The sequence below is a fragment of the Sphingopyxis italica genome, from assembly GCF_011926545.1.
Classification (GTDB): domain Bacteria; phylum Pseudomonadota; class Alphaproteobacteria; order Sphingomonadales; family Sphingomonadaceae; genus Sphingopyxis; species Sphingopyxis italica.
On record NZ_JAATIT010000001.1, the window covers coordinates 1,597,894 to 1,615,114 of the forward strand.

Here is a 17,221-nt window from a genome sequence, read left to right on the forward strand (position 1 = left end):
CGTCCTGAGGAGCCATTGAGCTTGTCGAAATGGCGTCTCGAAGGACGGTGGCGCGGCGTTGCGTCCTTCGAGACGGGCCTTCGCATCCGCTCAGTCCCTCCTCAGGACAAACGGCTATGGTTGTTTACCCGCTATTCCTCAGCGCCGTCGCGATCGCGTTGATCGTCAGCTGGATGCCCTCGGCGATGCGCGGGTCGGTTTCGCCCGCGCGGTGGCGCTTCATCAGCTCGATCTGGAGCAGGTTCAGCGGCTCGATATAGGGCAGGCGCAGCCGGATCGACGCCTCGAGCGCCGGATTCTTCTCGAGCAACCGTGTCTGGCCCGTGATGTCGAGCAGCCCGTCATGCGCGCGGTTCCACCCGTCGCGGATGCGCGTGAAGATCGCATCATGCCCGTCGATGCCGCCGGCGAGTTCGGCATAGCGCGCCGCGATGCCCATGTCGGATTTCGCGAGCACCATCTCCATATTGCCGAGCAAAGCCGCAAAGAACGGCCAGCCCGCCGCCATGTCTGAGAGAAGCGCCTTGTCCTCGAACGCCGCGAAACCCTCGCCCGTCCCGTACCAGCCGGGCAGCATCGCGCGCGACTGCGCCCAGCTGAACACCCAGGGGATCGCGCGCAGATCCTCGATCGCGCTCGACTTGGTGCGGCTCGACGGCCGCGACCCGATCTTGAGCCCCGCGATCTCGGCGATCGGCGTCATCGCGCGAAAGAAATCCTTGAACGCCGGCGTATCGTAGACCAGCCCGCGATAAGCGGCGAAGGCGCCATCGGACAGCTGGTCCATCGCGGTGGTATAGCGCGCCGCATCCTTGTCGCTCAGCGCCTCGGGCTCGAGGCTCGCGAGCAGGCTCGCCGACACCATCGCCTCGAGGTTCGTCGCCGCGCTGTCGACCGTGCCATATTTGGCGGCGATCACCTCGCCCTGTTCGGTGATGCGGATGCGCCCCTGCACCGTCCCCGCGGGCTGCGCGCGGATCGCGGCAAAGGCGCTGCCGCCGCCGCGCCCGACCGCGCCGCCGCGGCCGTGGAACAATTGCATCGCGGTGTCGGCCTCTTCGAACACCGGGGTCAGCGCCTGCGACGCCTGATGCAGCCCCCAGGTCGAAGTCAGGTAACCGCCGTCCTTGTTCGAATCCGAATAACCGATCATCACTTCCTGATGCCCGCGCTGGCCGATTTGGGGGCCGATTTCGGGCATGGCGAAATAGCGCGCCATGATCGCGGGCGCGCGGTCGAGGTCGGCGATCGTCTCGAACAAGGGCACGACCATCAGGTTCGATTGGCCCGCCGCGTCGCCGCTGCGCCACAATCCCGCCTCGCGCGCGAGGACATGGACCTCGAGCAGGTCGGACAATTCCTGCGCCATGCTGATGATCCACTGGCAGATCGCATCCTCGCCCAGCCGCGCCCGCACATCGGCGGCAGCGTGGACGATCGCGAGTTCGCCCGCGGTCTCGTCGCTCCACTGGTGCCAAGGCGCGGCGAGCGGCCGGTCGCTCGCGAGCTCGGCGGTGAGCAGCGCGACCCGCTCCTCTTCGCCCAGCGCCAGATAGTCGGCGCACACGCCCGATACCGCCAGCAGCTCGGCGAGCACGCGCTCGTGCACCGCGCTATTCTGCCGCATGTCGAGCGTCGCGAGGTGAAAACCGAACACCTCGACCGCGCGGATCAGCCGCCCTAGCGCGCCGATGCCCGCGAACTGCCCCTTGCCGCTCGCCGACAGCCCGCCCGCGATGGTGACGAGGTCGCGGCGGAATTCGGCGGGGGTGGCATAGGCTTCGCCCTTCAGCGCGGCGGGGCGCGGGGGCGCCTTGCCGGCGATCGCCAGATATGTAGCCGACAGCCGTGCATAGATGCCCGACAGCGCGCGGCGATAGGGCTCGTCGCCGCGGCTCGGCGCGGTATCGCCGCTCGCCTCGGCGAGTTCCTTGACCGCTTGCGGCACCGACGCAAGGCTCGACGACACCGACAATTCGGCGCCGAGCGCGTGGACCTGATCGATATAATGGCCGAGCACCGCCGCGGCGTTGCGCGCCGTCGCTTGTCGCAGCGTCTCGGCGGTGACGAAGGGATTGCCGTCGCGGTCGCCGCCGATCCAGCTGCCGACGCGCAGGAAGGGTGCGGGGCGCTGCCCCAGTTCCTTCTCCCAGCGCGCATAAAGCTTGGGCACCACGGGCAGGAAGACATCGCGCAAATAGGTGAGCGCGTTGTCGATCTCGTCGGCGACGAACAATTTCTCGGTGCGCAGCGGGCGCGTTTGCCACAGCAGAACGACCTGCCGCCGGATCGCTTCCTCGATCACATCGCCCTCGGGGGTTTCGTCGAGCCCGGCGTCGCGCATCCGCATCAATTCGGCGACGCGGTTCTTGTGGTCGAGCACCGATTTGCGGCGCACCTCGGTCGGGTGCGCGGTGAGCACCGGCGCGACGAGCGAGGCGCCGAGCAGCGCCGCGATCGCGTCCTCATCGATCGCGTCGCCCTTCAGCTTCTCGATCGCCGCCGCGACCGTCGCCTCGGGCTCGGCCGCCACGCCCTGCCGGTCCTCGGCGAGATTCGCGAGCATCGAAAACAGCATGAAACCGCGCACGAAGGCGATCGTGTCGTCGAGGCTCAGCGCATCGAGCCCCGGGTCGATCGCCTCCGCCCCCGCGATCCCGCGATGCCGGTCGACGCTGGACGAGCGGATATATTCGGTCTGACGGAACAATTTGTCGCCGCCATAGGCGCGGATGACGTCGCCGAGGATCCGCCCCAAATAGCGGATGTCGGGATTTTGCGAGATCTGGATAGGCGGGCCCATGCGCCGTTTGCTGCACTTGCGAAGGCGCAGCGTCAAGCCGCGCATAGCTATGCGCCCTCCACCCCCGTCATCCCGGCGAAGGCCGGGATCTCGCCGGTGCGTCATGTTGCGAGGTCGAGATTCCGGCCTTCGCCGGAATGACGAACTGGGGGGATCAGTTCGTCTTGACGAGGTTGAGCATGCCCATATCGACCGTCGAACCGCTTGTGAACGTAACGGAGTTGCGCGTGTCGGTGATGAACATCAGCTTGCCGTCGGCGCCGGTGATCCGCGCCGACACCGCATAGCTGTGGCGCGGGTCGAGGTCGGCGCGGTCGACCGTCAATGCGAAGGCAAAGGGAACCTGCTTGCCGCCGGCAGCGAAACGCTGGCTCGCAAGCGTCCGCGACGGCGCATCGGCCAGGCTGACGTCGTCGAGCTTCACCTCGATCCGGGCGGTCGGCGGCAGCGCGATGCGCTCGCGATAGGTGACGCTGCCGGTGACGGCGATCGTCCGCTCGGCGGGCGCGGTGCTGGCGCAAGCGGAAAGGGCAAAAGCCGAAATCCCGAGGAAGATTGTGCGAACCATTATACGTCTCCTTTAACGCCTCCGAAGTCAGAGGTTTACAGTGCGCAAACCGGTGATGGAAGGCCGCTATCGCTCGGTTGCCGCCGCTCGAAACGAACGGACCGTGAGGATCGCCGCAAACGACCGGAAGCTGCCGTCGCATTCCTTCTTACTTCGTCATTCCCGCGAAAGCGGGAACCCAGGGTGGGATCGGCCGACGCACGCTCCGGGTTCCCGCTTTCGCGGGAATGACGCGAAAGAAATGCCGCTCATTGACGCCCTGGCGACCTTTTCGAACGCTTCGGCTGGCGGGACGCCGATGCAACGGAACGACCGTCGCGAGCAGCCGTTGTCGGAATCACTCAAGGGTGGTTCGCCCTCGCCGTCGGAGAGAGAATATGAAAAAGCTTTTTACAATTTTCGCAATTAGCGGCTCGCTGATCCTGTCTGCTTGCAACACGGTTGAAGGTGCAGGAAAAGACGTCGAATCCGCTGCGGACTGTGCTGATGGAGTCGAAGGCAACTGCTAATCGCAGTGCTGGCCCGGCCGTTTAATCCTCCCTGTGGCGATGCCACGGGGAGGACGCGCCGCCGCGAAGCGGGGGTGAAGGGTCGGCGACGGTAGCGCCAAAGGCTCCGCCGTCTCGCTTTGCGTTGTCACCTCGCCATCGCTGCACCGCCAAGCTGCCCGGGCCAAATGCCGGTGCCGCCTACCCCTCCAGCTCGACATCCCAATAAAGCCAGTCGATCCAGCTCGTGTGCAGATAGTTGGGCGGAAAAGCCCGGCCATTGTCCTGCAACTGCCAGCTCGTCGGGCGCCACGGCTGGCGATAGAGCGGCATCCGCGCCTGTTGCGGGGTGCGGCCCCCCTTCTTGAGATTGCACGGCGCGCAGGCGGTGGCGACATTCTCCCACGTCGTGCGTCCGCCCAGCCGGCGCGGCACGACATGATCGAAGGTCAGGTCCTTGCCCGACCCGCAATATTGGCACGCGAAGCGGTCGCGCAGGAACAGGTTGAATCGCGTGAAGGCGGGATGCTCCGACGGCTTCACATATTGGCGCAGCGCAATGACGCTCGGGATCGCCATCGTTCGCGTCGGCGAGTGAATTTCGCGCTCGTAATTCTCGACGATGGTGACGCGGTCGAGGAATACCGCCTTCACCGCGGTCTGCCAGGGCCAGAGGCTCAGCGGATAATAGCTCAGCGGCGTATAATCGGCGTTGAGAACAAGCGCCGGACAGCTATCGGGATGCCGGGCAAGATCGGGATGGAACATGGCTAGGTAACGCTGCCCCCTTTGATCGCGGGATGGCGCGCCACTGCCGTTCCTGCATGACACCGTCATTACATGCCGCATCAGATTCTGACGTCAAGGGGCTTGTGCGCGCAAGATATGGAATGATTGCCTTTGACTCGCCACCGCATATGGATTCATGGGATCAGGTGAGGATCCTATCATGTTGACGCGTTTCGCCCCCAGCCCGACCGGCGAGCTTCACCTCGGCCATGCCTATAGCGCGGTGCTCGCGCATGATGCTGCGCGCGGGGCGGGCGGGCGGTTTATGATCCGCATCGACGATATCGACGGCAGCCGTTCGCGGGAGGAATTTATCGGCGCGTCGCTCGCCGATCTGGCGTGGCTCGGCATCGACTGGGACGGCGACCCGGTGCGCCAGTCGGCGCGGCTCGGCGCCTATGCCGCCGCACTCGACGATCTGCGATCGCGCGGCCTCGTCTATCCCTGCTTCTGCACCCGCGCCGACATCGCGGCCAGCCTGTCGGCGCCGCATGGTCCTTCGGGCGCCGTCTATCCCGGAACTTGCCGCGACCTGCCCGATGTGGATCGCGAACGGCGCATGGCGGCCGAACCGCATTGCTGGCGGCTCGACATGGCGCGCGCGGTCACGGAAACGGGCGAACTTGAATGGGAAGAAATGGGGCAGGGGCGCCGCATCGCCGACGGCCAAGCCCACGGCGATATCGTCCTCGCGCGCAAGGACGCGCCCGCCAGCTATCATCTCGCGAGCACGCTCGACGACGCCGCGATGGGCGCGACGCACGTCATCCGCGGCGCCGACCTGATCGCCTCGGCCGACGTCCATCGGCTGCTGCAGGCGCTGCTCGGTCTGCCGACGCCACTCTATCGTCACCACGCGCTCGTCTGCGGCCCCGACGGCAAAAGACTCGCCAAGCGCGACACCGCCGCATCGCTCGCCTCGCTCCGCGCAGCCGGGATCGACGGCCGCGCGCTTGCCGCCGATCTCGCCGCCGACCGGCTTCCCACTGGCTATTCGCTCCGGAAGTCCTAAATAGGGAGTATGGAAATCCTGCTCATCCTTGGCGTCGTGATTGCCGCCGGCTTCGTCCTCTTCTCGCTCGCGCGGGGGCTCTTCTATTTCTCGCAAGGGCACAAGGCCCAGATCGAGGGCACCGTCCAGGAAAATCAGGTGATGCAAAACAAGATGATGATGGCCCGCGTGAAGTGGCAGGCGATCACGATCATCCTGCTCGTATTGATCGGTCTGCTCGCCGCCGGCAGCTGATCGGAGCACTTCTTTTTCCGTTCGTGTCGAGCGAAGCCGAGACACCCATCGACGTAGCGCCTAGCCCGAGGGGCATCTCGACTTCGCTCGATGCGAACGGAATAAAGCGATAATTCCAATTGCGGGTTGTCTGATATGGTCAAGCTCAACAAGATCTACACGCGCACCGGCGACGACGGCACCACCGGGCTCGTCGACGGCTCGCGGATCGCCAAGTCGGATGCGCTGATGGCGGCGATCGGCGACGTCGACGAAGCGAACAGCGCGATCGGTCTCGCGGCCGCCGCGCTCGATCCGGCGAGCGACGAGGCGGCGATGCTGTCGCGGATCCAGAACGAGCTGTTCGATCTTGGCGCCGACCTTGCGACCCCGCCCGATATTCAGTTCGGTTTCGGCCCGCATGAGATGGCGCTGCGGATCGTCCCGAGCCAGATCGCGCGGCTGGAGGATGAGATCGACGCGATGAATGCGGCGCTGGACGCGCTTCGCAGCTTCATCCTCCCCGGCGGCACCGAAGCCGCGGCGCGACTCCATCTCGCGCGTGCGATCACGCGCCGCGCCGAACGTGCGGCGGTCGCGGCGGGGGCGGCGCGCAAGCTCAACCCGCTCGCGCTCAATTATCTCAACCGCCTGTCGGACCATCTCTTCGTGCTCACGCGGCACGTAAACGCGGCCGCGGGCGGCGACATCCTCTGGAAACCCGGCGCGACGCGCTAGGAATCTCGTCGCACCTTGTTCCCTAAACGTTCTAGACAATCCCGCGCGCCGTAACCATAATCCGACGAACCGCGAAACCGAATCGCACCCCGGGGGATTGTCTCGACATGGCCAGCCGCACCGATGCTTCGACCCGCGCCGATCCGATCGAGGCGTTGACCCGGCGCTTCGCCGCGACGCGGCGTCTCTCGCTCGATCTTGCGGCGACGCTCTCCGACGCCGACGCGAGCGCGCAGTCGATGCCCGACGCCTCGCCCGCCAAATGGCATCTCGCGCACACGACATGGTTTTTCGAAACCTTCGTCCTGCGCGATCATGTGCCGGGCTATGCGCTCTTCGACGCCCGCTATCCCTATCTCTTCAACTCATATTATGAGGCCGAGGGGCCGCGCCACGCGCGCCCGCGGCGCGGCCTGCTGACGCGCCCGTCGCTTGACGAAGTGCGGGTCTGGCGCGCGCATGTCGATGTTGCCGTGCAGACCGCGCTTCCCGATCTTCCACCCTCGGCCCGCGCCCTTGTCACCCTCGGCATTCATCACGAGCAGCAGCATCAGGAGTTGCTGCTCACCGACCTCAAGCATCTCTTTGCGCAGAACCCGCTCGGCCCCGCCGTGTGGGAAACGCCGATCACGAGTGAAGTTCGGCAGTTTTCCGCGATGAAATGGGTGAAGGGCGCCGAAGGCATCGTGGCGGTCGGCCATTGCGGCGACGGCTTCGCCTTCGATTGCGAGGGGCCGCGGCATGAGGTGCTGCTGGCGCCGCACGCGCTCGCCAGCCGCCCTGTGACCAATGGGGAGTGGCGCCAGTTCATCGACGACGGCGGCTATCACACCCCCTCGCTCTGGCTCAGCGACGGTTGGGCGTGGTTGCAGGCCGACAATATCAAGGCGCCCGCCTATTGGCGCGACGGCAAGCTTTTCACCCTGTCGGGCTGGCACGATATCGATCCCGCCGCACCCGTCACGCACATCAGCTTCTTCGAAGCCGACGCCTTCGCCAGCTGGGCCGGCGCGCGCCTGCCGACCGAGCAGGAATGGGAAGCCGCGGCCGCCGCGCTCGACCCAGACGGCGGCCAGCAACTCGACGGCGCCGGGCCAGTTCAGCCCGCTCCTGTCACTGGTGGCACCGGCCTGGAACAGATGTTCGGCAGCGTGTGGGAATGGACCGGCAGCGCCTATCGCCCCTATCCCGGCTTCCGCGCCGCGCCGGGCGCGGTCGGCGAATATAATGGCAAGTTCATGAGCGGCCAGTTCGTGCTGCGCGGCGGCAGCTGCGCGACCCCGCGCGGCCATTGCCGCGCCTCCTACCGCAATTTCTTCTACCCCTACCAACGCTGGCAATTCACCGGCGTTCGCCTCGCGAAGGATCTTTGACATGGGCGTTGTGCGCAATCTTCGGCAAGTTGCGGCCGATGACGTCGGAGTCGACATCGCCTTTCGCGCCGACGTTCACGCCGGCCTCGCGCAGCGGCGAAAGGCGATTCCCGCGCGCTGGTTCTACGATGCGACCGGCTCGGCGCTGTTCGAGGACATCACCGCGCTCCCCGAATATTACCCGACGCGCAGCGAAACCGACCTGCTCACGCGCCACGCGGCCGACATCGCGTCGGCGATCGGACCCGGGCGCGCGGTCGTCGAACTCGGATCGGGCAGCTCGACCAAGACGCCGCTGCTCCTCGATGCCATCGCGCCCGCCGCCTATGTCCCGGTCGATATTTCGGGCGACTTCCTTCGCGACAGCGCGCAGGCGCTCGCGGCGCGCTTCCCCGCGGTTCCGATCTATCCCGTCGAGGCCGATTTCACTCAGCGTGTGGAATTGCCGCGCGAAATCTGCCCGCTCCCGAAACTCGGCTTTTTTCCGGGCTCGACGATCGGCAATATGGTCGCACGCACCGCGATCGACCTTTTGCGCAACTGGCGCGCAACGCTCGGCGACGGGTCGATGATGCTGATCGGCGTCGACCGGATCAAGGACATCGGCATCCTCGAACGCGCCTACGACGATCCGACGGGGGTAACCGCGGCGTTCAACCTCAACCTGCTCGAACGCATCAATCGCGAACTCGGCGGTGATATCGCGGTCGAGAATTTCAGCCATCGTGCGGTGTGGGACGATGTTCATGCGCGCGTCGAAATGCACCTCGTCGCGGCGTGCGACATGGATTTCACGATCGACGGCCGCGCCTATCATATGGCGAAGGGCGAAACGATCCACAGCGAGAACAGCCATAAATACGGCGCGCGCGACGCGAACCTGCTGCTGCGCGCAGGCGGCTGGACTCCGATCGCGACATGGGACGACGCCGACCCCGCCTTCGCGCTGATCCTTGCCGAAGCGACCGAGTTCCGCTCCGCCCCCTGAGCTCACCCTTGACGCCCCGACCCGAAACCGTAGGGGCACAGGCGGAGTTTCAAGCGAAAGGGCAGGATATGATCGTCGGCGTTATCGGAGCGGGGCAGATGGGCGCGGGCATCGCGCAGGTGTCGGCGGGCGCGGGCCATGACGTGCTCCTCTCCGACATCGACATCGCGCGCGCCGAAGCGGGCAAGGCGGGCATCGCCAAGGCGCTCGGCCGCCTCGTGGCAAAAGAGAAAATGGGCCAGGCCGACGCCGATGCGCTGCTCGGCCGCATCACCCCCGTCGCCGACCATAGCGCCTTCGCTCCCGCCGACCTCGTCATCGAAGCGGCGACCGAGCGCGAGGAGATCAAGCGCGCGATCTTCGCCAGCGTCGGCCAGCATCTCTCGGCCACGGCAATCCTTGCCAGCAACACCAGTTCGATCCCGATCACGCGTCTTGCCCAGGCCGCGCCCGACCCGGCGCGCTTCATCGGCGTGCATTTCTTCAACCCGGTGCCGGTGATGGGGCTGATCGAACTGATCCGCGGCCTCGCGACGAGCGACGACACGCTCGCCAAGGTCGAGGCCTATGGCCGCGGGCTCGGCAAGGAAATCGTCCACGCCAACGACGCACCAGGCTTCATCGTCAACCGCGTGCTGATGCCGATGATCAACGAAGCCGTCTTCGCGCTCGGTGAGGGCGTCGCGACGATGCAGGACATCGATGCGGGGTGTCGCCTCGGTCTCAACCATCCGATGGGCCCGATCACGCTCGCCGACTTCATCGGGCTCGACACCTGCCTCGAAATCATCCGCGTGCTCCACAGCGGCACCGGCGATCCGAAATTCCGCCCCGCGCCTTTGCTGGTCCAATATGTCGATGCCGGCTGGGTCGGTAAAAAGGCCGGTCGCGGTTTCTACGACTGGACCGGGCCGGAGCCTCGTCCGACACGGTGAGCGGCTACGACGCCCGAACCCTCGCTTTCAACGTGGAAGAGGCGCCGGTTTATAGGACGGCCGATGGAGCCGAAAGGCGTCGGGCGCGTTGGATCTGCGAGAATATAGGGGATGATATGGTCATGCGTAACAAGCTCTTACTCGCTCTCGCGGCAAGCTGGCTTGCCGGAACCGCATCCGCCCACGTCCAGCAGGGCGCGCCCGCCGAGTCGACGATCAAGGACACCGCCAATTCGGTGACCGAGCCGTTCGACGGCAAGGAGGTGCCCGCCAAGCTGCTCGAGGTGCAGGGCGATCCCTATTCGCTCGCGGGCCTCGGCAAATGCGCCGCGATCATCGGCGAGGTGAACGAACTCGACGCCGTGCTGGGCCCCGATGTCAACGAGCAGGTCGACAAGGACCGCGCGAAAAAGCGCGAAGAAACCGCCGGCCGCGTGGCCGGAACGGTGGCGGGCGGGATCATTCCGTTCCGCGGGCTGATCGGCGAAGTCACCGGCGCCAATGCCGAGCGGCGGCGCTATGCGCTCGCGGTCTATGCCGGCACGGTGCGCCGCGGCTTTCTCAAGGGTGTCGGGCTCGAGCGCGGCTGCAAGGCGCCCGCCCGGCCCTGATCGCGCCCGTCAGAGCGGCGTGTAGACGGTGCGGCAGCTTTCGGGCGCCGAGCGCAGCGCGGTATTCCACGTCACACTATTGCCGTTGCGCTGGAGCCGCACGCCCTTTTTATTCTCGTAAATCTGGCCGCGGTTCGCTTGCGTCGATTTGAGCACCACCGTCCGGCGACCGTTGACGCGTACGATCGCGCCGTCGCCGGCATAATCGACCTTCAATTTCGTGCCGCGATCGCATTCATAACTGGTGCCCGTGTTGCGCGGCACCGACGAGCAGGCGGCCAGCGCGAGAACCGCGGCGCTCGCCGCGAAAACAGACGTGGTTTTCATGTCGCTCTCCCCTTCAATAGCCCGAGCGGACGCACAAGACGTCGGCGAGGTAGACGCGCCCGCTCACCGTTTCCATATGTTCGCGCGCCGACCCGTTCCAGCCGATCGAGCGGCACCAGCTGTCGGCGGTGCTCGCGGCGCAACTGGCGGTCGCCGAGCCCCGGGTGCAGGCGAGCACGCGGTAGTTGCTTGTCGCCGGCTGCGTATGGAATTCGGCGAAATTGCCGCGTGCGACCTGATCATTGGCGGGCGGATTGGGGTTCCCGCCCCCGCCGCCCCCCGAACCGACCGGACGGATCGACTGGACCGTGATGCCGCGCAGGACATTGTTCAGCATCGGCGTATCGCGATCGACCGTCCGGCAATCGCCGCGATAGCGCGTTCTTTCGCAAAGCTCCCAGCGCCCGTTCGGTACGCGGACCGAATTGACCGGCCACGCGAGGCCGAGGTTCGGTTTCGCTTCGCCGATGAACACGGCCGGGCCGCGATAGCCGGCGTCGCGATAAATCGTCGCCTCGGGCGGACGATCGGGGCGGTAGCGTTCCGTTTCGGCGGTCTGGGCGTAGGAGGTGGCGAGGAACCCCGCCCCTATCGACGCCGCAGCCGCGGCAAGGATCGACAAACGATAAGCGGTTTTCATCACAGCCTCCCATTTTGCGAACGCGACCCGGGATTCGTTATGTCGCTAAGTTTACGCCATTCGCTGGGGGCTTGCAAATTCTCCCATATCGTCAGCGCGATGGGAGGCCACGCGTTACGGCGTCTTTGCGGGGGGCGTTGTCGAGCCCGTCGTTTCGAGCCCTGCCGTGGGCGCCGGCAGAGGCGCAGCCGGTTCGGCAGCGGGCGCCGCGAGCGGCGGCGCGATCCCGAGCATCAGCCCGGCGAGCGCCGCCGACATCAGGTTCGACAGGCTCCCCGCGAGCAGCGCCTTCAGGCCGAGCTTGGCGATCATCGGGCGCTGATTCGGGGCGAGTCCGCCGGTCACCGCCATCTGGATCGCGATCGAGCTGAAATTGGCGAATCCGCAAAGCGCAAAGGTGGCGATCGCGACCGCCGCCATCGACATGTCGCCCTGCACCTTGCCGAGGTCGATGAAAGCGACGAATTCGTTGAGCACGATCTTGCTGCCGAACAGTCCGCCGACGGTCGCGCTTTCGTCCCACGGCACGCCCATCAGCCACATGACGGGGCGAAAGATCGCGCCGATCACCGCCTGGAACGAAAGGCTTTCATAGCCGAACCAGCCGCCGATGCCGGCAAGCAGCCCGTTGGCGAGCGCGACGAGCGCGACGAAAGCGAGCACCATCGCGCCGACCGCGACGGCGAGCTTGACGCCGGTCTGCGCGCCCTGCGCCGCCGCCATGATGATGTTTGCGGGCTTTTCCTCGTCATGGCTGGCCTCCGGCATGATCACCGGCTCGATGCCGAGATCCTTCGGATCGTCGGGCATCATGATCTTGGCCATCAATATGCCGCCGGGCGCCGACATGAAGCTTGCCGCGAGCAAATAGGGGAGCAACTGCTCGCCGATCATGCTCGCATAGGCGCCGAGGATGGTGCCCGCGACGCCCGCCATACCGACCGTCATAACGGTGAAGAGCTGGGGGGGGGTGAGGCCGGCGAGATAGGGGCGGATGACCAGCGGCGATTCGGACTGGCCGACGAAGATGTTCGCCGCGGCGCCGAGGCTTTCGACCTTGGTGATTCCGGTGACCTTCTGGATTGCGCCGCCGACCCATTTGATCACCAGTTGCATGATGCCGAGATAATAGAGGATCGAAATGAGCGAGGCGAAGAAGATGATCACCGGAAGCGCGGCGATCGCGAAGCTATTTGCCCCCATTTCGGGCGACGCGAGCGGGCCGAAGATGAAATCGGTGCCCGCCTTGGCATAGCCGAGCAGGTTCGACACGCCGTTCGACATCGCCTGGATCACCGCGCGCCCCCATGGCGTGCCGATCACGAGCACCGCGAAACCGGCCTGAAGCAGAAAGGCGGGGATGACGATCCGCGGGCGAATCCATCGCCGGTTCGATGAAAAAAGCACGGCAATCGCGAGCAATACGACGATGCCGAGCAGACCGATCAGGCGTTCCATGATGTCAATGCGTCCCCCGCAAGTGAATGGGCCTGAATAACGGGCTTTGGCGGCGGGGCAAGGGCCGCGCGGCCAGCCGTGTTTCTCGGACTTTCCAGCTTGTGCAAAACCGACTATCGGGCGGCATGACCGAACCCACGTCAGCGTTGCCGCGCACGCTCTCTCCGTCGCTCTTTCTTTTCTCGATCGTCTATGGCGGCATGGTCGTGCTCGCCGGCGTGCTCGGGAACAAGCAGGTCGCGTTGGGGAGCTGGCTGGCGGTCGAGGCGGGCATTTTCGCCTTTCTGCTGCTCGTCGCGCTGTCGAGCGCGGTGTCCGAACTGCACGGACAGCCGGTCGCCAACCGGCTGGTGCTTTGGGGCTTCGTCCCGCTCGTCCTGTCGATCATGCTGACCGCGCTGGTCCTCGCGCTGCCCGCATCGCCCGAGATGCAGCCCGAACGGCTCGCGGCGTTCGACATGATCCTCGGCCAGAGCCCGCGCCTGATGGCGGCGGGGATCGTCGCCTATGGCACCTCGCAATTTTTGAACGTCACCATTTTCAGCAAGCTTCGCGGGCGCGAAGGCGTCGGCACCGGGACCACTTGGCTCGCGATCCGCGGCGCGATCGCCAGCGCGCTGAGTCAGATCGTCGATACGTTGCTGTTCGTCACCATCGCCTTTTACGGCGTGTTCCCGATCGCCAACCTGATGGGCGGGCAGATGCTCGCCAAGGTCGCGCTGTCGGTGCTCGTCATTCCTTTCGTCATCACCGGGCTGGTCGCACTCGGCCGCAGCCTCGATGCGAAGAACGCCGGATGATATCGATGACCGACCCCTCGAAAATGCCCGACCTGCTCGCCAAAGCCGAAACCCTCGTCGAGGCGCTGCCCTATCTGCAACGCTATGCGGGCGAGACCTTCGTGATCAAATATGGCGGCCATGCGATGGGCGATCCCGAAGCGCAGCGCGATTTTGCCGAGGATGTCGTGCTGTTGAAGGCCGTCGGCATCAACCCGGTGGTCGTGCACGGCGGCGGGCCGCAGATCGGCGCGATGCTGAAACAGCTCGGCATCGAATCGACCTTCGTCGGCGGCCTTCGCGTCACCGATGCGGCGACCGCCGAGGTCGCCGAGATGGTTCTCGCGGGCAAGATCAACAAGGAAATCGTCAGCTGGATCGCCGGGCTCGGCGGCCGCGCGGTCGGCATTTCGGGCAAGGATGCGAACCTCGTGCTCGCCGAAAAGGTCAGCCGCACCGAGCCCGATCCCAATTCGGGGATCGAGCGCCACGTCGACCTGGGTTTCGTCGGCGAACCCGTCGCGGTCGATCCGACGATCCTCGTCAACCTGACCCACGACAATTTCATCCCAATCGTTGCCCCCGTCGCGCTCGGCGCCGATGGCGCGACGTACAACATCAACGCCGACACGATGGCGGGCGCGATCGCCGGCGCGCTTGGCGCGAAACGCTTCTTCCTGCTCACCGACGTTGCCGGGGTGCTCGACAAGTCGGGTGCGCTGCTCACCGATCTCGACCGCGAGGCGATCGACGGATTGAAAGGCGACGGCACGATCACCGGCGGGATGATCCCGAAGGTCGAGACCTGCGTCGCGGCGGTCGATGCGGGGGTCGAGGCGGCGGTCATCCTCGACGGACGCATCCCGCACGCGATGCTGCTCGAAATTTTCACCGCCAGGGGTGCGGGCACGCTCATTCACCGCTAAGACGGACGCCATCGACCTTCGGCCGGAGACCTTGCCTTGTATTTCATGTTTCTCGATATTCTGTCGATCCTGCTCAACATCCTCTGGTGGATCATCATCGTCCAGGCGGTAATGTCGTGGCTGATCGCGTTCAACGTCATCAACACGCACAATGATTTCGTCGGGCAGCTCTGGCATGTGCTCGACCGGATCACCGAGCCGCTGTATCGTCCCTTCCGGCGTATCATGCCCGATTTCGGCGGCATCGACCTGACGCCGATGGTGGTGCTGATCCTGCTCATCATCATCCAGGGTCCGGTGATGACCTATCTCTACCGGCTCGGCGTCCAGACCGGGATGGCCTGACGCATGACCGCTTCGGTACCCGCAGCCAAAGTGATCGACGGCAAGGCTTTCGCTGCGGGGCTTCGCGCGCGGATCGCCGATGCGGTTCCGGCGTTCAGCGCGGCGACGGGGCGCGCGCCCGGGCTCGCGGTTGTGCTGGTCGGCGACGATCCGGCGAGCGCGGTCTATGTCGGATCGAAAGGCAAGGCGACGGTCGCCGCCGGCATGGAAAGCTTCGAACACCGCCTGCCCGCGACGGCGACGCAAGACGAGGTCGAGGCGCTGCTCGCCAAGCTCAACGCCGATGAGGCGGTCGACGGCATCCTGCTGCAATTGCCGCTGCCCGGCCATCTCGACGAGCAAGCGGCGGTCGCGACGATCGATCCCGACAAGGACGTCGACGGGTTGACGCCGGTCAGCGCGGGGCGCCTCGCGCTCGGCATCGCCGGCATGGTGCCATGCACACCTTATGGCTGCCTGCTGCTGCTGCAGGACCGGCTCGGCGACCTCAGCGGCAAGGACGCGATCGTCGTCGGGCGCTCGATCCTCGTCGGCAAGCCGATGGGGCAATTGCTGCTCGGCGCCAATTGCACGGTGACGATGGCGCATAGCCGGACGAAGGATTTGCCGGGTCTCGTCCGCCGCGCCGACATCGTCGTCGCCGCGGTGGGCCGCGCCGAAATGGTCAAGGGCGACTGGATCAAGCCCGGCGCGATCGTGATCGACGTCGGCATCAACCGCCTGCCGCCCGCCGAAGGCGAAGCGAAGGGACGGCTCGTCGGCGACGTCGCCTATGCCGAAGCCGCAGACGTTGCCGACGCGATCACCCCGGTTCCCGGCGGCGTCGGCCCGATGACCATCGCGTGCCTGCTGCGCAACACGCTCGTCGCGGCGCACCGCCGCGCGGGGCTGGCCGATCCGGAGGGTTTTTGATGCGCCGGCTGCTCGCCGCCGCGCTTGTGCTGACGCTCGCGGGCTGCGCGGGGTCGCAGGGCGATTTCCGCAACCGGCCGCTCGCCGCCAATCCCAGCGCGTTCATCGCCGCCGAGATCCGCTTCGCGCAGCTCGCGCAGGCGGAGGGGCAATGGACGGCATTTCGCGAAACCGCGCACCCCGATGCGATCATGTTCGTGCCCGAGCGGGTGAAGGCGCAAGACTGGCTGAAGTCGCAAAAGGACCCAGCCGAGGCGGTGAAGTGGCAGCCGCACGCCGTCTATGTCAGCTGCGACGGCAACAGCGGCGTCACCACCGGCGCGTGGCAGAAGGGGCCGGCGAACGGCTTTTTCACCACCGTCTGGACGCGCGATAAAAAGGGCCGGCTGAGCTGGGTGCTCGACCATGGCGACGCGCTGACGACGCCGCGCGAGGCGCCCGAGTTTATTGCGTCGAAGCTGGCGGTCTGCGGTTCGCGGCCCGCGGTGCCGATCGAGGCGGGCGGCGAGGGCGAAGATATGGCTGTTGGTCTGTCGGCGGACCAGACGCTGAGCTGGACCTCGACCGTTCGCGCCGACAAGTCGCGCCGCGTCACGATCCGCCTGTGGGACGGCAAGGACATGGCGACCGTCATCGACGATCGGGTCGCGGCGCCGCGGCCATGATCGACCTTTTCATCTCGGCCTTCGTCACTTTGTTCGTCGTGATCGACCCGCCCGGCTGCGCGCCGATCTACGCCAGTCTGACGACGGGAGCGAGCGCGGCGCAGCGGCGCTCCATGGCGATCCGCGCGACGTTGATCGCGGGGTGCATTCTCGTATTTTTCGCGATGTTCGGCGAAGCGCTGCTGAGCTTCCTGCACATCGACCTCGACAGTTTCCGCATCGCGGGCGGCATCATGCTGTTCATCATCGCGATCGACATGGTGTTCGAAAAGCGCACCGAACGCCGCGAGCAGCGAGCCGAAAAAGTGCTTGCCACCCCCGAGGTCGACGATGTCTCGGTCTTTCCCATGGCGATGCCGATGCTGGCGGGGCCGGGTTCGATCGCGTCGGTGATGTTGCTCGTGTCGCAGAACAACGGCCTCGACCGCGCCTTCATCATTTTTGGCGCCTTGCTGCTCGTGCTGTTGTTGACGCTTGGCGCGCTGCTGGCGGCCGGGCCGTTGATGAGGATCATCGGCAACAAGGGCGAGGCGGTGATCACCCGCCTGCTTGGCGTTCTGCTTGCCGCGCTCGCGGCCCAGTTCGTCATCGACGGGGTCAAGACGAGCTTCAACCTCGGCTGATGGGAAAAGGGCGCCGCCCTTCGGCGAC

Annotated in this window: 20 protein-coding genes; 14 read left to right on the forward strand and 6 right to left on the reverse strand. The window is 66.0% G+C overall.

Features of this window, described 5'->3' with window-relative positions:
* Positions 1 to 124 precede the first annotated feature (124 nt).
* Positions 125 to 2,803 (reverse strand): phosphoenolpyruvate carboxylase, encoded by a 2,679-nt coding sequence (ppc, locus tag GGR90_RS07420; RefSeq protein WP_167920682.1) that lies wholly within the window; start codon positions 2,801 to 2,803, stop codon positions 125 to 127.
* A gap of 154 nt (positions 2,804 to 2,957) precedes the next feature.
* The gene (locus GGR90_RS07425; protein WP_167920683.1) at positions 2,958 to 3,371 is read right to left on the reverse strand and encodes a YbaY family lipoprotein; all 414 of its coding nucleotides are present in this window, start codon (positions 3,369 to 3,371) and stop codon (positions 2,958 to 2,960) included.
* Between the two features lie 377 nt (positions 3,372 to 3,748).
* Between GGR90_RS07425 and GGR90_RS07430 the strand changes: the two genes are divergently transcribed.
* A complete protein-coding gene (locus GGR90_RS07430; protein WP_167920684.1) occupies positions 3,749 to 3,880 on the forward strand; it encodes an entericidin EcnA/B family protein in 132 nt (43 codons plus the stop codon).
* 180 nt (positions 3,881 to 4,060) lie between these two features.
* Here the strand turns inward: GGR90_RS07430 and GGR90_RS07435 are convergent, their stop codons facing one another.
* Positions 4,061 to 4,627 carry an HNH endonuclease gene (locus GGR90_RS07435; protein WP_167920685.1) on the reverse strand — a complete coding sequence of 189 codons (567 nt, stop codon included), beginning with the start codon at positions 4,625 to 4,627 and terminating at the stop codon, positions 4,061 to 4,063.
* 181 nt (positions 4,628 to 4,808) lie between these two features.
* On the opposite strand from GGR90_RS07435, the gene gluQRS reads away from it, so the two are divergent.
* The 7 genes from gluQRS (at position 4,809) to GGR90_RS07470 (ending at position 10,518) form a co-directional block, all read left to right on the forward strand.
* Positions 4,809 to 5,660 (forward strand): tRNA glutamyl-Q(34) synthetase GluQRS, encoded by an 852-nt coding sequence (gluQRS, locus tag GGR90_RS07440; protein WP_167920686.1) that lies wholly within the window; start codon positions 4,809 to 4,811, stop codon positions 5,658 to 5,660.
* 9 nt (positions 5,661 to 5,669) lie between these two features.
* A complete protein-coding gene (locus GGR90_RS07445) occupies positions 5,670 to 5,894 on the forward strand; it encodes an HIG1 domain-containing protein (protein ID WP_167920687.1) in 225 nt (74 codons plus the stop codon).
* Positions 5,895 to 6,029: 135 nt separating this feature from the next.
* Positions 6,030 to 6,611, forward strand: a complete 582-nt coding sequence (locus GGR90_RS07450) for a cob(I)yrinic acid a,c-diamide adenosyltransferase (RefSeq protein WP_167920688.1) — start codon at positions 6,030 to 6,032, stop codon at positions 6,609 to 6,611.
* Between the two features lie 107 nt (positions 6,612 to 6,718).
* Positions 6,719 to 7,984 (forward strand): ergothioneine biosynthesis protein EgtB, encoded by a 1,266-nt coding sequence (egtB, locus tag GGR90_RS07455; RefSeq protein ID WP_167920689.1) that lies wholly within the window; start codon positions 6,719 to 6,721, stop codon positions 7,982 to 7,984.
* Between the two features lies 1 nt (position 7,985).
* Positions 7,986 to 8,972, forward strand: a complete 987-nt coding sequence (gene egtD, locus GGR90_RS07460) for an L-histidine N(alpha)-methyltransferase (protein WP_167920690.1) — start codon at positions 7,986 to 7,988, stop codon at positions 8,970 to 8,972.
* Between the two features lie 68 nt (positions 8,973 to 9,040).
* On the forward strand, positions 9,041 to 9,907 hold the full coding sequence (locus GGR90_RS07465) for a 3-hydroxyacyl-CoA dehydrogenase NAD-binding domain-containing protein (RefSeq protein WP_167920691.1): 867 nt from the start codon (positions 9,041 to 9,043) through the stop codon (positions 9,905 to 9,907).
* Between the two features lie 122 nt (positions 9,908 to 10,029).
* Positions 10,030 to 10,518: a hypothetical protein gene (locus GGR90_RS07470; protein ID WP_245198431.1), complete on the forward strand. Its 489-nt coding sequence runs from the start codon at positions 10,030 to 10,032 to the stop codon at positions 10,516 to 10,518.
* Positions 10,519 to 10,527: 9 nt separating this feature from the next.
* Here the strand turns inward: GGR90_RS07470 and GGR90_RS07475 are convergent, their stop codons facing one another.
* The 3 genes from GGR90_RS07475 to GGR90_RS07485 all read right to left on the reverse strand — a co-directional run bounded on the left by GGR90_RS07475 (position 10,528) and on the right by GGR90_RS07485 (position 12,943).
* Positions 10,528 to 10,845, reverse strand: a complete 318-nt coding sequence (locus GGR90_RS07475; RefSeq protein ID WP_167920693.1) for an MliC family protein — start codon at positions 10,843 to 10,845, stop codon at positions 10,528 to 10,530.
* A 13-nt stretch (positions 10,846 to 10,858) separates the two neighbouring features.
* Entirely contained in the window at positions 10,859 to 11,485 is a 627-nt protein-coding gene (locus GGR90_RS07480) for a beta/gamma crystallin family protein (RefSeq protein WP_167920694.1), read from the reverse strand.
* Positions 11,486 to 11,599: 114 nt separating this feature from the next.
* Positions 11,600 to 12,943: a NupC/NupG family nucleoside CNT transporter gene (locus GGR90_RS07485; RefSeq protein WP_167920695.1), complete on the reverse strand. Its 1,344-nt coding sequence runs from the start codon at positions 12,941 to 12,943 to the stop codon at positions 11,600 to 11,602.
* 125 nt (positions 12,944 to 13,068) lie between these two features.
* Here GGR90_RS07485 and GGR90_RS07490 point away from each other — a divergent pair, with 125 nt between their 5' ends.
* Genes GGR90_RS07490 through GGR90_RS07515 form a run of 6 tightly spaced genes read left to right on the forward strand, consistent with a single transcriptional unit; the run spans position 13,069 to position 17,193 of the window.
* Positions 13,069 to 13,743, forward strand: coding sequence for a queuosine precursor transporter (locus tag GGR90_RS07490; RefSeq protein ID WP_167920696.1), 675 nt, complete (start codon positions 13,069 to 13,071; stop codon positions 13,741 to 13,743).
* Positions 13,740 to 14,648: an acetylglutamate kinase gene (gene argB, locus GGR90_RS07495; RefSeq protein WP_381448464.1), complete on the forward strand. Its 909-nt coding sequence runs from the start codon at positions 13,740 to 13,742 to the stop codon at positions 14,646 to 14,648. Before GGR90_RS07490 ends, argB begins: the two co-directional genes overlap by 4 nt.
* A gap of 45 nt (positions 14,649 to 14,693) precedes the next feature.
* Positions 14,694 to 14,993, forward strand: a complete 300-nt coding sequence (locus GGR90_RS07500; RefSeq protein ID WP_167920698.1) for a YggT family protein — start codon at positions 14,694 to 14,696, stop codon at positions 14,991 to 14,993.
* A gap of 3 nt (positions 14,994 to 14,996) precedes the next feature.
* Positions 14,997 to 15,905 carry a bifunctional methylenetetrahydrofolate dehydrogenase/methenyltetrahydrofolate cyclohydrolase FolD gene (gene folD, locus GGR90_RS07505; protein ID WP_167920699.1) on the forward strand — a complete coding sequence of 303 codons (909 nt, stop codon included), beginning with the start codon at positions 14,997 to 14,999 and terminating at the stop codon, positions 15,903 to 15,905.
* Positions 15,905 to 16,570 carry a hypothetical protein gene (locus tag GGR90_RS07510; protein WP_167920700.1) on the forward strand — a complete coding sequence of 222 codons (666 nt, stop codon included), beginning with the start codon at positions 15,905 to 15,907 and terminating at the stop codon, positions 16,568 to 16,570. The genes folD and GGR90_RS07510 overlap by 1 nt, the downstream gene beginning before the upstream one ends.
* Positions 16,567 to 17,193, forward strand: coding sequence for a MarC family protein (locus tag GGR90_RS07515; RefSeq protein WP_167920701.1), 627 nt, complete (start codon positions 16,567 to 16,569; stop codon positions 17,191 to 17,193). Before GGR90_RS07510 ends, GGR90_RS07515 begins: the two co-directional genes overlap by 4 nt.
* Positions 17,194 to 17,221: the final 28 nt, after the last annotated feature.